Below are 16,993 nucleotides of genomic sequence, written 5' to 3' on the forward strand. Positions count from 1 at the left end.
ACTGTGCTTCAGTTATTTTTTATTATTCCGCTTTGTTCCAAGTATCTTTTAGGAAAGTCAAATCTTTTTTCATTTTGGCAAAAACCTCATCTTTATCTATGGTAATTTCCGTAGCGCCATGCTCGGCACCGCCAAGGTCATATTCTAAATGTAGAGATATAGGTACGTTAATTTTGTATTTTTTCAGCAATGAAAAGTAACGTCCAAAATCTATCATTCCCTCTCCTAGAGGGGTGTTGATTGGTTTCCACTTACCTTCTTCCATTCCCCATTTAAAATCCTTTATAACAATACTTCTTATGTAGGGTGCGATATAGCGTAAGTCTAATTCCCAACTCATACCGCCTTCCACTACAGCATGCCGTATATCATACTGGCTACCCAAATGTTTGCTATCCGGAGATGGTAATATAGGAGGTAAATCCCAAATAGGTGCGCCAACATGATTACCAGCATGATTTTGGTAACAGCCTATTAATCCCAATTCTTTATTGGCTGTTTCCAGTTCTTTAAAAAGTTCACGATACTTTTCCTGACTTTCCTGAATACTTAGCTCTTCTGGATAGGTAAGCCATCCGGTTCTATAATGTGTAATTCCTAATTTACTAGCCGTTTCCAAAACCTGCCTGTCCAAATCTTCATTTGCATTCAGCACATTGGTTGTCATCATTTTTGACTTTAAACCATATTTCTTCATGGCTTCCATAGCCTTTGGTAAATCGCGTTCAACATTTTCTGGCAAGACATGTCCTTTTGGTCTTACCGTTAAATCCAATCCATCAAAACCGATTTCGGCGGCAGCCTTAGCCATATCATCAAATCCCAAAAATTGTAAGTGTTTTGAAAAAAGATGTACCTGAAGCCCTTCATTAAAAAAGTTAGTAGCTAAAGAAAATGGGTCTGAAAGTGGAAATAATGGAACTGCCAGCGCTGCAGAACTAGATTTCTTAATAAAATTTCTACGACTGACTTGAGGTTTGTAAATGGCCATAATTGGATGGTTTTAAAAATGGTTTTAACACTTGAAATTTTGATAACAGTCAAATATAACTATATTTGGTAAACCAATTTGGTAAACCAATTATTTAACAGATGAGTAAAAAAGATAATTTTATAGTTGTTTTAGTGGGCGTTTGCGGAACCGGTAAAAGTGTTGTTGGTGAGAAGGTAGCTAAAAAATTAGACATCCCATTTTTTGATGCAGATGCACTATTCAATGAACAGCTAATTGCCGATAAGGAAAATACCAATACGGAATCTAACACATGGTTACCAGCTATTACAAGCTTAATTAGTGAGCAATTCAATAAAGATGGTTGTGTAGTTTCTTGTTCTATTTTAAAAAAAGAGCAACGTTTAGAGCTGGCTAAAAATCTAGATTTAAATATTGACTGGGTTTTTATGAACGGTACTTATGACGAGGTTAACCAACGTCTAGACAAAGGGCACTCAAACAACCAAACTGAGTCTTCCCTAGAATCGGACTTTGAGCTACTAGAAATTCCTAAAAGGGCACTAACTGTAGATATTACCCATCCGGAACAAGAAATAGTGGACACCATTTTAAAGTACTTAGCTAGAAAATATGGTTGATACGTGTTTTTTTTGACACGTTTACACCTTAAATTCAGCATATAGGCTCCCTATAATTTGTTCGGTTAAAAAATATTTCTATTTTTGGTAAACCAAATTGGTTAACCAATTGAATTGTTCAACGTTCAAATCATAGTCTGCCATTTTACTTTATGGTTTACATTATATAGATACAACAGACAATATATTTAAAGATAGCAGAGCCATTAACATGCAGTTGGTCGTCGGTGAGCCAATTTTGAAAAACAGGAATAAACCCCTGAGTACTTCAGAAAAACAGAGATGATCGGCGACCAAAATTATCGTGTTAAAAACCAAATAGAACGGCCCTATTTTACTGGTGATTCAGATTACAACTTAAATGCCTATTCTACTTTCAACGTAATAAGCACTAACTAATACAATTTAGGCATACTACATAACTCAATTCAAATATGACCAAACATATAAGAGTATTACAAATTTTTATCTGCGTATTGTTAATCTCCTTTAGTGGACATTCACAAGACCATCCCAGCTTAATTTTAACCAAAGAAGGCGTTCAAAAGATAAGAGCAGAATTAGGTAACGTTCCTCTTTTTGATGCTACTTTAGAAAAAGTAAAAGCCGAGGTAGATGCCGAAATAGCATTGGGAATTGAAACCCCAATACCTAAAGATTTTTCTGGTGGATATACACACTCTCGTCACAAACTTAATTTTCAGACGCTTCAAAAAGCCGGTGTATTGTATCAGATTTTAGACGATGAAAAATATGCCATATATATTAAAGACATGTTATTTCAATATGAAAGCATGTATAAAGATTTACCGGTACACCCGCAAACGCGTTCATACGCTAGAGGAAAGTTATTCTGGCAGTGCCTTAATGATTCCAATTGGTTGGTTTATGTAAGTCAGGCTTATGACTGTGTTTATGACTACCTATCTAAAAAAGAACGCAAGCAACTTGAAAAAAATCTTTTCAGACCTTTTGCAGATTTCATATCTATAGAAAACCCTCAATTCTACAACCGTGTTCACAACCATAGTACATGGGGTAATGCTGCCGTTGGTATGATCGGGTTGGTAATGAATGATGATGAATTAATCCAAAGAGCATTATACGGGATAGAAGACGACGGATTACCTGTTGGAGCTAAAGACAATGATGGTGGGTTTATAAAAATAGAAGGCCAAGAGGTTGGCTTTCTTGCCAATGTAGATGAGCCATTTTCTCCTGATGGTTATTATACCGAAGGACCTTACTACCAAAGATATGCTATGTATCCTTTCTTAATTTTTGCCGAGGCATTGCACAATGTGAAGCCCGAGCAAAAGATTTTTGAACATAAGGATAGCGTGTTGCTAAAGTCAGTAAACATACTCGTAAATCTTTCTGATGCGGACGGGGATTTTTTCCCTCTGAACGATGCTCAGAAAGGAATGTCGTACAAATCACCTGACGTAGTCACTGCTCTTGATATTGCATATCATTATGGAGGACACAATCCACAATTATTGAGTATTGCAGAAGAGCAAGGTAAAGTTTTATTGGATGATTCAGGTCTTGCCGTTGCTATAGGCATTAGAGATGGGAAGGCTGAACCTTTTCAAAAAAAATCAATAAACCTAACTGATGGCACCAAGGGCGACGAAGGCGGTGTTGGTATACTTAGGTATGGTAATGAAGATATGACCTTGGTTTTTAAATATGCCGCGCAAGGTTTAAGCCACGGACATTATGATAAGCTGTCATTTTCGCTTTACGAAAAAGGCACGGAGATATTACAAGACTACGGACTAGCTCGCTTTGTAAATATTGAGCAAAAAGGTGGTGGTAATTATTTAAAAGAAAATAAGACCTGGGCCAAACAAACAATAGCTCACAATACACTTGTACAAAATGAAACTTCTCATTTTGGCGGTAAATATGAAGTAGGTAGCAAATTCCATTCAGAGCTTTACTTTTTTGACACTTCCAATCCAGAAGTACAAGTAGTAAGTGCTAAAGAAAAGAACGCATATCCCGGTACGGAAATGCAAAGAACCATGGCACTAATAAAAGCTGATGGTTTTGAAAAACCTTTTTTACTGGATATTTTAAAAGTGGTTTCTACTACTAAAAATAAATATGACCTTCCCTTCTACTTTAAAGGCCAGGTTATGAAAACTAATTTTGATTTCTCCACACCTAAAAGTTTAGAGACATTGGGTTCTGAACATGGATACCAACATCTTTGGGCAGAAGGCACGGGGCAACCTAAAGAAGATAACTCAAAGTTAAGCTGGTTAGAAAACGGGCATTTTTATACATTAACCACTGCTAGCTTAAAAGATGACCAATTACAATTTGTGCGCATTGGCGCTAACGATCCGGAATTTAACTTAAGAAGAGATGCCGGTCTTGTCATCCGTAGAAAAAATACACAGAACACAACATTCGTTTCGGTCGTGGAATCACACGGGCAGTACAGTCCGGTTTCTGAGTTTTCAGTAAACTCTAACAGTGCAATTTCCAAAATAGAACTTATGGAAGATAACAAAGAGTATACAGCGGTAGTCGTTGAAACAAAGGCTAATGGTAGTCAACTAATGTTGCTGTTGGCCAACGAAGACAAACAAAAAAATAAAGAACACACCTTAACAATAAAAAATAAGGAGTATAGCTGGACGGGTCCTTATGAATTCGTTAAGATTAACTAAAAGTAAGCGTATAAAAAGTCTTGGCGTGCTATCAATAATTTTTATAGAAAACGATATTTGGTTTACCTATGATTAATGGTAGGCGCAAGAAGACTAATTTCTAGAGTAAAACCAAACCTATATACCTATAACTTTGTTGGCTTCTAGAACTTTTGAAACTCTAATTTATTCCTTTCAATTCATTCTATAATTTGATTTTCAAATATTTTCCAATTCAGGACATGAAAACCAAATTATAGAATTTTATTAGTTACTTCTCTAAGTATTATATACCAAAGCAATATAATTGAGAAAACTATTTTTAACCTCCCGTTATAAGCTAAGAGAAGTTTTTTTATACTTACTTTTTATCACCAAAATAAGATGGGCCTTCGCCAGTTAAGAAATCTTCTCTTACTGGGCTAAATGTATCAATTAGCTCTCCTTCTTCTAAGCAAACTGCACTATGCAATAAGTTAGGCTCAATATACACACCGTCTCCTGCTTCAACAATTTGTTTTACTCCATCAATTTCAAATTCAAATTTACCTGAAACACAGTAGGTAGCTTGTGTGTGAAAATGTTGATGTGGAGCACCTAAAGCACCACTGTCAAATTTCACTCTTACCATCATGATTTGATTATCGTAGCCTAAGAATTTTCTTGACACTCCTCCACCAAGCACTTCCCATTCCATGTCTTTTGTGGTGATGTACTTTTCACTAAATCGTTTCATTTTTTGTTTTTAGTTTATAAAAATAATTACCTAAGCAATATAATTTATTTCAAATAATTAGAGAGCTAAAAATTAGAAAATTTACGATTTTAATGCATATGTTTTGTTATTTTTTTAGGTTGACAGCCAACGGTTTATCTATTTATCTGTGATTAGTAAAGGAGAGTGTATTATATCCATAAAAAGCGTACATAAAACTATCATAATTCTACTCTTTTTTGTCATTAAACTACGTCTGAAAAACCTTAGATAAGAATCTACCAATTTAAAATACGGGGAATTTAAAATGACAATTTCCGACGCAATAAAAATGCTAAAAAGAGGTAATTAATTTTGTATACCACCATACGAAACTCATGGAATTTCTCAGAAAAAATGAAAACCTTTCTAATGGTGTTTTTAGTGTTTTCAGATAAGATTTTATCGCTAAGAAATTAATTAAATTCTAATTATAATAGCCATGCCAATAGCTCCATTTCTTTCTGAGCTAACAACAAAAAAATTTCTTTTTTGCTAATAAAATACGATGTAACCACAATTACTTTAACAATTCATTCACAACCCACTAAGCGTATAAAAAGTAGCTAATGTATGCTCACTCTGCAGAGAAGAAAACAAAAGAAATCATCAAGACAATAATATGACCAACTTCTAAAAACCCCAATATAATACAGGGACAGCGTAGTTATTAAAACCAAAATAGCTATCTCTTAAACTTCGGTACTCTACAATTATCATTTTAGCAAATTGAGTCTCTTCAAAATATTATATGCGCAATAATCAATACCAATTTTCTTAATATTATTTTTTTTTAACAAAGTATTAAGTTATATTTGGTAAACCAATTTGGTAAACCAGTATGGGTAACCAATTGAAAAAGAGAATTACTAGCTAATATTAATTTAAGAAATATTTGATGAAAATATAAAGTACTTAAATAAAAAAAGGACGGGCGCACACCCATCCTTTTTAACTAAAATTACTTCATTCTGAAGGGAAGTAACACAACGAACACGTACACTTTACTATACACGCTCATTACAAAAATACAAAATTCAAAAACGTTAATGAGTTACGTGCTATAGTAAGTTGATGATTAAATGGAATTCTCGCACAGTTTCATTTAGGCGTCGGGCCTTAAACCGATGAACATTACTAACTTAACTTTAACACAAATGAATTTTAAAAACAAATTAGCACTAATACTTGCGCTGTTTATAAACGCCGCAATATTTGCTCAAGACGCGTCTACTATATCGGGTACGATTGTAGATGACGCTAACGTACCAATTCCTGGCGTAAATGTCGTTATTTCCGGTACCACAACAGGTACTGCAACAGATTTTGACGGACTTTATACTATAGACGCTAATAGTGGCGACGTTCTTCAATTTTCCTATATCGGTTATGTAACTCAAAGTATAACTGTAGGAGACCAAGAGACTATTAATGTTGTAATGACCGAAGATGCTGCATTACTTGATGAAGTTGTCGTAGTAGGTTATGGAACACAAAAAAAATCACACCTAACAGGTTCTATTTCAAAAGTTGTCAATGATGATTTAGGTCAGATAGCTGTATCTAGGGTTGATGAGGCTTTAGTAGGTCAGGTATCGGGGGTAAATATTCAAGCTACTGATGGTGAAGCCGGTGCTGCACCAACAATTAACATTAGAGGTGTTGGCTCTATGGCAGGTGACTCCACTCCATTGGTTGTAGTAGATGGTGTGATTGTAAATGCTGATTTCTTAGGGTCCTTAAATATGAATGATGTAGAATCTTTTGAAATTTTAAAAGATGCTGCTTCATCTGCAATATATGGTTCTAAAGGTGCTAACGGCATCATTATGATCTCAATGAAAGCTGGAGTTGAAGGAAAGACTAAATTCAACTATAGCACTTTTACTGGTTTTAAAGAGGCAAGACATAGTGATTCATATACTTTTTCAATTGAAGACACTGCTGCTGCAGAATTAGCAGCTACTGGTTCTATTTCTGACCGAACTGCTTACAAGCAATTAATAGGTATAGATCGTTCTTGGCAAGATGAAATTTTTGATGGAGGTACAATAACCAGTCATTCATTAAGCGCAAGAGGTGGTAATTCAAACACTAAATTTAGTACTGCAATTAACTTCTCAAATGATGAAGGTGTACTGTTAACTGATAATTTTAAGAAGTATGGCTTAAGATTAAAAGTAGATACTAAGGTTAATGAAAAATTCTCTTTTGGTGCTAGTTTAACTCCTTCATATACTAACAGAAGACGTTTTGATGGTTCTACACATGATATTTTAAGACAAACGAACTGGTTACCTGTGTATCATGATACAAATACTATCCAGTATGTGGATAGAGGGGTTTATCCAGATGTTGTTGTGGGAGATTATGCTCTTCAAAGACATTTTGATAACTATGACTTATATGGTGATGGCAGTGCTTTAGTAGATATTAGTAATACATCAAACACAAATCCTGCTGCTAAAATTCTAGAAAGAGAGCGTAGTGACAAAAAATTTAAACTTTTTGGAAGTGTTTATGGTAATTATAATATTACTAAAAACTTAAGTTTTAGAACTACTTTATCTGGATCATATCAAGATACGAAAAGAACAAGATGGCAAGGAGTTCTGTCTAACAGAAATGGTGCTTCCGCAGCCTCCATGAATGAAATTACGCAAAGAGAAACATATCTTTTAACAGATAACTTCTTTTCTTACAACAACGAGTTTGGAAAGCATGAGATTGGAGTTATTCTAGGGGTAACAGGAGAAAGTAAGAAATCTTTTTATTCTAGTATTTCAGGTACTGGCTACACATCAGATGCTGTTAAACAAATTACAAATGCCACTGTAATTTCTGGCGCTGATGCGTTTGAATGGGAGAAAAATGGATTGTCTTATGTTACTAGGCTAAACTATGCGTATGACAATAAATACCTAGCTTCTTTTAGCTATAGAAGAGATGGTAGTTCTATTTTCGGTAATGAATTTAAGTACGGTAACTTTATGGCAGCTTCTGTTGGTTGGAATGTTGCCGAAGAAGCTTTTTTAAGAGATAGCGATATTGTAAATAAACTTAAGTTTAGAGCTAGTTACGGTGTTACTGGTAACGATTTATTAAATGTAGGTAGTGTTAATCCTGATACCAGTAGTAGTACTAGTTCTTTAAGTACTGGTAACTTACTTGTAGATAACTATCCTTATCTAGCATTATTAGGCTCTACTACAGCAGTTGTTGATGGAGGTTTAGAAGCTGGTTTTAATCCATTAAATATTGCTAACCCTGATTTGAAATGGGAGCGTTTGGTAGAATTTAACCCTGGTATTGATTTTGGATTCTTTAATAATATACTGTCTGGTTCTGTAGATTATTATCAAAGAACTAGTGACCAATTACTTTTGAATAACCCTATTTCGGTTACAACTGGTTTTAATAGTGCTTTAGTAAACTTAGGTGAAGTTAAAAATGAAGGTTTCGAAGTTGAGTTAAGAACTAAAAATATTAATAAAGAAAATCTTAGATGGAGTTCTTCATTTATTTTTAGTACCAATAAAAACACTTTAGTAGATTTTGCTGATTCTGATGGGCAAATTCAAAATGTTGATAGTAAAAGAGCTGCAGAATGGGTTAACTTAGAAGGGCAACCTATATCAACTTTTTATGGTTGGGTTGTAGATGAAGATATTCCTTTGGAATACATAAACAATCCATATCACCCAATTGGAGGAGAAGCACAAGATGTTTATGTGAAAGATTTAAATGGTGATGGCATTATTGATGACGAAGACAAAGCTGCATTAGGAGATCCTTATCCAGATTTTGTATGGAGTTTCACAAATGATTTTAAGTTTGGCAATATCGATTTCAGTTTTATGTTCCAAGGTTCTCACGGTGCGGAAGTTCGTAATATGGGTGACCAATATATCTTTAATCAGTTTAATGGAGGTCAAGATTTCAACCCAGATACTACACCTAATCAAGGTTTTATTAAGGAAAAAATATTTACTAATGATATTATTCAAGATGCTTCTTATATAGCACTTCGTAATGTAAATATTGGTTATAATTTTGATAAAGACCTTTTATCTAAATACGGTGTTTCTGGATTAAGACTTTATGCTGCAGGACAGAACTTAATGTATAAAACAGCAGATGATTACACTGGTTTCAACCCAGAATCTATTGACCGTACCAGTCCTACTACTTATGGATACCAACGTGCGGGTTCTCCAATTTTCAGAACAATATCTGTAGGTTTAAATCTTGATTTCTAATTAGAAAATAACATAAAACAATATAAATCATGAAACAATATAAATATATAACCTTGCTTTTAATAGTAGCTGTATTAGCTTCTTGTCAAAGTGACTTTTTAGAACCAGCACCTTCATCTGGAGTAACTTCTGCAAATTATTACACAAATGCAGCAGAAGTTGAGACTGCAGTAGTTAATATGTACGATGGTATACAGGGTGTTAATAGCACCAGTTCAGGTGTTAATCATGGTGTTATGTACGAATTTTACTTAACTGAAATGCGTAGTGACAACACTAGAACAAAAAGCCAAGAAGGTGAAGCTGCTCAATTTGAATCTTACACAATTCAAGCTACTAACGGTATTGTAGCAGATTATTATTCAAGTTTTTACAATGTAATATTTAGAGCTAATGTAGTTTTGGACAATTTAAGCGTAGTGGAAGATGCTTCCAAAGCTGTTTCTTTTGAAGCTGAAGCCAAATTTGTAAGAGCTTATGCGTATTTTAACTTAGTACGTTTGTTTGGAGATATACCATTAATTGATGGTGTAATTACTCCATTGGAAACTGAAGTTCAATTTAAGAGAGTTTCAAGCGCGCAAATTTATGATTTAATAGAAAGCGATTTAACTACTGCTATAGCAGGTTTGGATAATAGCTTTAAAACAAGAGGTTCTAAGGCAGCAGCACAAGCGTTGTTAGCCAAAGCATATCTTACGCAAGGTGAAAATTATGCTGATGCTCAGGGTTTGTGTGAAGATATAATGGCATCTGGTTTTGCATTAGAGCCTGATTTTAGTGATGTTTTTTACCAAGAGTTAAATGACGAGATTATTTTTGCTGTTGGTTATGCTTCTGCATTATCTAGTGACAGCCAACTATTTTCAGCAGAATGGATGAATGGTGTTGGTAGAAGTAGTGGTGTAAATTATGTTACCGCAGATGCGGTTGCTGCTTTAGATGTTTCTGGAGGAGATAGAACACAATTTTCGTATAGAATAGACCCTAGTCAAACTACACAAAATCAAGTTACTAAGTATTTACCAAATGGCGAAGACGGTGGAGCTGATGGTAAAACATTTTTATCAGATGCTACTTTAGCTGGAAACGATTGGATTGTACTGCGTTACGCAGATGTTTTATTAATGCATGTTGAGGCTATTATGGCTGGTGGTGCAGAGACTTCTAGTTCTCCTGCAGTTGCTTCATTTCAAGCAATTAGAGATAGAGCTGGTTTAACAACTCCTGTTACTACTCCTATTACTAAAGCTGATTTACTTTTAGAAAGAAGAATGGAACTTGCATTTGAAAACCATAGATTTTTTGATTTAGTACGTTTAGGGGCTGCAGAATCTACTTTGTCTGCATTTTCAGCAACTAACGGTTTAGGGTATTCAACTTCAGATTTGCTATTACCATTTCCTCAAAGTGAAATAAATTTAAGTAATGGGATATTAACTCAAAATCCAGGGTACTAAATCATTCCCAAATTAATAAATAAAAAAGTTAAAAATGGAAAATATAAAATCAATAAATAAACTTATAGCATCGCTATCTCTGTTGGCAATTGTGTCTTCATGCGACCCGACAATTGACAGTTTAAGTTACGATTTACCAGAAGCTAATTCAAAGGCTGATGAAACACCTCCAAGTGCTAGTTTTTCCGCAACGGAAACAGAAGATTATTTAACATATACTTTTGGTAACACTTCTTCTAGTGCTACAGCTTATACATGGAGTTATGGAGATGGTAACGCCTCAGGTGGTGTTGATGGAATGAATACATATTCAACCGTAGGAACTTATATTGTTACGTTAACCGCTTCGGATAATTTAGGAGTAACGAGTACTTCTACTTTGGAAATTGAAGTTGTTGAGCCAGAAGAACCTGCAGCGATTATACCAGAAATTTTGAATGGAGATTTTGCAAATGGACAGGATGATTGGAAGATTGCAGATTTTACTGGAGGAACAAGAGATCCTTTTAATGGTAGTAGTGATGGTTCTTTCTTTAATTATGACGGTTCGGATAATGGTTCTAAAACTGCTGGTGCAAAATGGACACAAGGAACTTCAGCTGGCGAATGGGTAAGTGCTAGTACTAGATATGCATACCAAGCATTAACTGTTACTCCTAATACAGAATATATTTTAGAATATGAATATGCCATAAAAGATGACACGGCTACTGATCCAACAGGAGGAAGAAGAATAGTTGGTGAAATATTGGATGGTCATTTTGCTGATGGTGTTGATGCTGTTGCTAGTTCTGAGGCAGGTGCACGTGCAAGTCATGTTGGAACCAATGCTGGTGGAAAAACATCTTTTACTTTAGTAAAAGAACAATTCACATCTAATGCTTCTGGTGAAATTTCAATTTGGATATATGGGGTTACACCTGTTGATGCTTATGTAGATAATGTTAAAGTTTACCCAGTAGATTAATTTTAGAAATGACTAGTTTTCTAAAATATAAATTATCTGTCATAGTAATTATACTTGTATCTGTGAACGTGTCTTGTCAAACGACAAGGCACGGAACAGATACAAAAATTAAAAAAGAAAAGTCTAAAAAAAAGAAGGTTAAACTTTCTAAAATAGATCTTAGTTATTGGAAAGTTACCATACCAGAGGGTACAGGAAAAGGAGGAGCAATTAGTGTTGAGCCACCAGAGATTTTAAATTATGCTACAAATAAGACTTTAAAACCTTATATGTATAATGACTCTACAAAAGGAGCGCTAACATTTTATGCCTACCCTACCTCAGCTACTACAGCCAATACAAAATATTCCAGATCAGAACTTAGAGAACAAATGGTTCCAGGTGACGATAATACAAATTGGACTTTTAAACAAGGAGGATCATTAAAAGCAAAACTTGCTGTTGATGAAGTTTCTCGTGATGAAAATGGTAAATATCATAAAATTATCATTTTGCAAATACATGGACGTCTAACAAATGAACAACGAGATTTAATTGGCCAGAAAGACAATAACGCCCCTCCAGTATTAAAGATTTACTGGCAGAATGGTAAGGTTAGAGTTAAGACCAAAAAACTAAAATACGCAGGTGCAAATTCAATAGGAATATTACATGAAGAGGCTTGGACAGATGATGAAGGATTCAATTTTGAAGAAGAAGTAGGTTTTAGAAAATTTCAGATTGAAGTGAAAGTTTCCGATGGAAAAATGGTGGTTTCATTAAACAAAACTGAATTCGCCGTTTATGATGATTTCAATATGAAACGTTGGGGCATTTTCGAAAATTACTTCAAAGCAGGTAATTATTTTCAAAGCAGGGATGAAGGTTCTTTTGCTAAAGTTAGTTTTTATGAACTTGAAGTAAACCATTAATAACAATACTTATGAATTTCAACAGTGTTCAATATTTTTTTAAACAAGCAATTATTAAAAATTGCTTGTTTCTTATTGTACTGTTCAGTTTATGGAGTTGCGACAATTCTTCTGATGCTATTGAAAAAGAGGTTGAAGAGGAAATGGTTGAACAAGAAGAGATTCAAGAAGAAGTTGAAATTATAGAAGAGACACCTGAAGAGGTTGTTGAAGAAACATTTTTATTACCAAATATTGATTTAAGTAATTGGAAAGTTACCCTCCCAACTGGTAGTCCAGATGAAGTAGAGCCACCAGAAATATCTGACTACGCTACTGATGATCGCTTACTACCATATATGTATAATGACTCAACAGATGGAGCACTGGTTTTTTATACATCGCCAGGTTCATCAACCAACAATTCTTCTTACTCGCGAACAGAGCTGAGAGAGCAACTCGTTCCAGGAAGTAATAGCACAAACTGGACTTTTACCGAAGGTGGAACTATGAAAGGAACTTTGGCCGTTGATGAAATTTCAAAAGATGCTGAAGGTAAATATCACCGTACCATAATTATGCAAATACACGGTAGACTTACTAATGCCCAGCGAGATTTAATAGAAGAAGATGATAATAATGCGCCACCAATTTTAAAAATTTATTGGCAGAATGGAAAAATCAGGGTATTAACCAAAGTGCTTAATGACCTCACTGCATCTGATGAAGAAATACTACATACGGATGCCTGGAGTGATAATGACGGCTATACTTTTTCAGAAGAAATTGGAACTAACAAATTCATTTTAGAAATAATTGCTTCAGAAGGTAGACTGGAAATCATTTTGAATGAAACAGAGTCCATTATTTACGAAGATATTCATATGGAAAAATGGGGCGTTTTCGAAAATTACTTTAAAGCAGGAAACTATCTACAAACTAAAGATGAAGGTAGTTTCGCAAGAGTTAAGTTTTACAACTTAGAAGTTACACATTAGATAGTTTTATAATACAATACAGGTTAAAGCATAGAAATTGAGTTGTTTTGAGTTAGTTGAGAGTAATTTTGCTGGCCCGCTCACCACGGGTCGGTAAAATTTCAAAAACATCAAAACGCTATAAAAACTACACTTACATAGTTTATTCTTTATTATTCTATTAGACCTAATAATTTTTTGAACTGCACACGCGATATGAAGTTAGAAATACTAACAAAACAAGAAAATAGGGAAATCCAAAATGGGATTATCTCAAAAATTCGTGACCTCATTAATTACAAAAATCTTGAGCCAGGTGATAAATTACCTGCTGAAAGAGTACTATCCGAAAAATTTGATGTCAGTAGAACTAGCGTACGTGAAGCCATTCAGAAACTTGAATTTTATGGGATTTTAAATTCCAAACCGCAAAGCGGAACTTTCATTTCTAACATTGGTCAGATTGCCATGAACGGCATGATCGATGATATTACAAGTTTAGAAGAACAAGACTTTGTTTCTTTAGTAGAGACCCGAATTCTACTTGAACTTAAAACAGTAAAATTAGCGGCCATCAGAAGAACTGATGAAGATTTAGAACGCATTAAGTTTGCTTTGGATGCGTACAATAAGAAGATGCTATCTGGTGAGGATTGCCTAGAAGAAGATTTGCTATTTCACTTAGCCGTAGCTTCTGCGAGTAAGAATAGCACCATAAACACACTCATGTTACTTATCACTCCAGAGATTATCGTTGCTTATGACAAGGACCGTGTCTGTGAAGGAGACGTTGCCTTATCTGAAATTAAAAAGCATGAAGACATTTATTCGGCCATCTTAAACCAAGACCCAAAATTAGCTAAAGAAAAGATGAAAGCACACTTTAGTAAACTATACGATTACATCTATGGAAAGGACCGAGATATTAAGTTAAAAAGAAAATAAGGTTCCATAAATACTTCAAATTATTTGCCTAATATAACGGAAGATACCTAGAGACACTCACTATCTTACTCATGGTCTAGAGCGAATGAAAATTAAATAATGAAAGTCAAATTATTAATACTAGGTATTACTCTTCTACTCTTTTCTTGTGGAGAAAATTCAAACCTTCAAAACGTCTATGTAAGAGACATCCCGGAATTGCAAGGAGCACTCAACAAAGCTATGCCAGGAGATAATATTGTAATGGCCAATGGAGTTTGGAAAGATGTTCCAATCATATTTTTTGGGAAAGGCACAAAAGAACAACCCATCAACTTACGAGCAGAAACTCCGGGTAAAGTTTTTATTGAGGGAGAGTCCTATCTTCATCTGGGAGGCGAACATTTAATAATTGACGGACTATACTTCAGAAACGGGTATTCACCCAAAAATTCTATTATTCGCTATATGATAAGCGAGGATAGTATTGCCTTTAACTGTAGGGTTACCAATACTGTTATTGAAGATTTTACAAAACCAAATAGGTTAACAAATGATCGCTGGGTTGAATTTTACGGCAAACACAACCAGCTAGATCATTCTTATCTCTCAGGAAAATCTAACGACGGCGAAACGGTAAGAGTATTTTTTACCGGTAATGAGCATATTAATAATCACCACCAAATCGTAAATAACTACTTTGGTCCACGTCCTAGAAAAGGAGGTCCTAGAGCCGAAACTATACGGATTGGAGATAGTAAAACAAGAGTCTCCCCTAGTTTTACGAACGTGTCTGATAATTATTTCGAAGCTTGTAATGGCGAGGTTGAGATTATCTCCGACAAGACAAATTTTAATACATTCAAGAATAATATTTTCTATAAGTGCGAAGGTTCCCTAGTATTAAGACATGGGAGCTACGCCACTGTAGATGCAAACATTTTTATTGGCGGCGATGAATCTGACTTTTATGGAGGAATCCGAATAGTGAACACCGGGCACTGGATTACCAATAATTATTTCTACAAAATTAAAGGAAAGCAATTCAGAAGTCCACTTGCTATTATGAATGGTATTCCAATGACACCTTTAAACCGGTACTTACAAGTTAGTGATGTTGTTGTGGCCTATAATACTTGGATAGATTGTAAATCTCCATGGCAAATTGGGGTTGGTCAGAATCTTGAAAGTGCCGATGTACTCCCTCCAAGTGAAATTCGTTCGGCGCCACCTATACGAACTATTGTAGCCAATAATATCATTTATAATACGAAAATAGATGAAACTCCAGTAATAAACCATAGTACCATGGAAGGAGTTCTATTTAAGAATAACATCATAGATAATGCTAGTGAAGATTATTCTGAATATGATGTTCTACAAGATGGAGCTATAAAAATGAATAAGATTAACGAGTGGCTATATGCTCCGGCTGATTCCGAAAACAAAATTATGGAGGATGTTTATACTGGCTACGATTTTGCTAAAATTAACCACGATATTTTTGGAGCATCAAGAACGGAAAAGAATAGCATTGGTGCAATTAACCAAACCGCAACAGCTGAAAAATTTAAAATTGACAAGAAGAAATATGGACCAAAGTGGTTTTCAACCGAAAAAATAAATATTGAGCCAAAAATATTGACCGCTTCATCTGCGGTTGGCCAGCTTGCCGAAAAAATTAGCGAAGCGGCTTCAGGAGATATTATTGAGTTAAGTGATGCATTATATACCCTCCCCTCTTCACTTAAAATAGATAAGGAAATTACGCTTCGTTCTAAAGATTCTAAAAATAGAGCAGAACTGGTATTCACAGGAATGAAAGATTCTGTAGCTTTTGAAATGAAGCCTAAAGGAACCATCAGGTTAGAAAGTCTCATACTAAAAGGTGAACAAAGCAAGTATGCCTTTGCTCCTTTAAAGATAAATATGGCTTCGGCTTATAACTTGTATGTTGAGAATTGTGTGATCGAGGATTTTGGTTACGTTCTAAGAGCTTATAAAGGGTCTTTTGCTGACACTATCAATTTTAAGAAAACGATAATCAAAAATTGCCAAAACGGGATTGAATTAGCCGCTGAGGACAAAGGCGATTATAATGCCGAAATGGTATCTGTTGACCACTGTATATTTGAAAATGTGCAAAGCAATATCATTAATTTCTATCGGGGAGGTTATGATGAATCAACCATAGGTGGATTTTTATCTGTCACAAATAGCACCTTCACAGATAGTGGTAAAAATGAAAAAAACGACATCTTAATAAAAACCAGAGGTATTATCAATGTGACCATTAAAAACAATACCTTCAAAAATAACCCTGTTGAACTTGTTGCGCTACTATGGGGAGAAAAGAACAATCATCACTTGAACAATACTTTAACAAATTCTGGAAAAATCAAGGTTGAAGAGCAGCAAAAACTTAAGATACTATATTAATAAATTGATTACAAAATAAAGACAACTACGGAGTGGAGTTGCCAAATCATACGCCAATCATCTTATC

The 16,993-nt window shown here is 34.7% G+C and carries 11 protein-coding genes; 9 read left to right on the forward strand and 2 right to left on the reverse strand.

The genetic code is table 11. The annotated features are described in order from the left end of the window. Positions 1-22: 22 nt before the first annotated feature. Positions 23-991: a sugar phosphate isomerase/epimerase family protein gene (locus HW347_RS13465; protein ID WP_214612337.1), complete on the reverse strand. Its 969-nt coding sequence runs from the start codon at positions 989-991 to the stop codon at positions 23-25. 101 nt (positions 992-1,092) lie between these two features. On the opposite strand from HW347_RS13465, the gene HW347_RS13470 reads away from it, so the two are divergent. Then, positions 1,093-1,593 (forward strand): shikimate kinase, encoded by a 501-nt coding sequence (locus tag HW347_RS13470; protein WP_214612338.1) that lies wholly within the window; start codon positions 1,093-1,095, stop codon positions 1,591-1,593. Between the two features lie 434 nt (positions 1,594-2,027). Further along, a complete protein-coding gene (locus tag HW347_RS13475) occupies positions 2,028-4,277 on the forward strand; it encodes an alginate lyase family protein (protein WP_214612339.1) in 2,250 nt (749 codons plus the stop codon). A 340-nt stretch (positions 4,278-4,617) separates the two neighbouring features. Here HW347_RS13475 and HW347_RS13480 read toward each other — a convergent pair whose 3' ends face one another. Beyond that, a complete protein-coding gene (locus tag HW347_RS13480; protein WP_214612340.1) occupies positions 4,618-4,992 on the reverse strand; it encodes a cupin domain-containing protein in 375 nt (124 codons plus the stop codon). A gap of 1,175 nt (positions 4,993-6,167) precedes the next feature. Between HW347_RS13480 and HW347_RS13485 the strand changes: the two genes are divergently transcribed. The 7 genes from HW347_RS13485 (at position 6,168) to HW347_RS13515 (ending at position 16,926) form a co-directional block, all read left to right on the forward strand. After that, positions 6,168-9,269 (forward strand): SusC/RagA family TonB-linked outer membrane protein, encoded by a 3,102-nt coding sequence (locus HW347_RS13485; RefSeq protein WP_214612341.1) that lies wholly within the window; start codon positions 6,168-6,170, stop codon positions 9,267-9,269. Between the two features lie 29 nt (positions 9,270-9,298). After that, positions 9,299-10,729 (forward strand): RagB/SusD family nutrient uptake outer membrane protein, encoded by a 1,431-nt coding sequence (locus tag HW347_RS13490; protein WP_214612342.1) that lies wholly within the window; start codon positions 9,299-9,301, stop codon positions 10,727-10,729. Positions 10,730-10,763: 34 nt separating this feature from the next. Continuing rightward, complete coding sequence (locus HW347_RS13495; protein WP_214612343.1) at positions 10,764-11,696, forward strand: PKD domain-containing protein; 933 nt, start codon at positions 10,764-10,766, stop codon at positions 11,694-11,696. Positions 11,697-11,704: 8 nt separating this feature from the next. After that, a complete protein-coding gene (locus HW347_RS13500; RefSeq protein ID WP_214612344.1) occupies positions 11,705-12,607 on the forward strand; it encodes a polysaccharide lyase family 7 protein in 903 nt (300 codons plus the stop codon). 11 nt (positions 12,608-12,618) lie between these two features. Further along, positions 12,619-13,584: a polysaccharide lyase family 7 protein gene (locus HW347_RS13505; RefSeq protein WP_225901930.1), complete on the forward strand. Its 966-nt coding sequence runs from the start codon at positions 12,619-12,621 to the stop codon at positions 13,582-13,584. A 195-nt stretch (positions 13,585-13,779) separates the two neighbouring features. Beyond that, complete coding sequence (locus HW347_RS13510) at positions 13,780-14,508, forward strand: FadR/GntR family transcriptional regulator (protein WP_214612345.1); 729 nt, start codon at positions 13,780-13,782, stop codon at positions 14,506-14,508. Positions 14,509-14,607: 99 nt separating this feature from the next. Then, entirely contained in the window at positions 14,608-16,926 is a 2,319-nt protein-coding gene (locus HW347_RS13515; RefSeq protein WP_214612346.1) for a chondroitinase-B domain-containing protein, read from the forward strand. The last annotated feature ends 67 nt before the right edge of the window (positions 16,927-16,993 follow it).

Origin of the sequence: Zobellia barbeyronii, assembly GCF_018603515.1 — a bacterium.
GTDB classification, from domain to species: Bacteria; Bacteroidota; Bacteroidia; order Flavobacteriales; family Flavobacteriaceae; genus Zobellia; species Zobellia barbeyronii.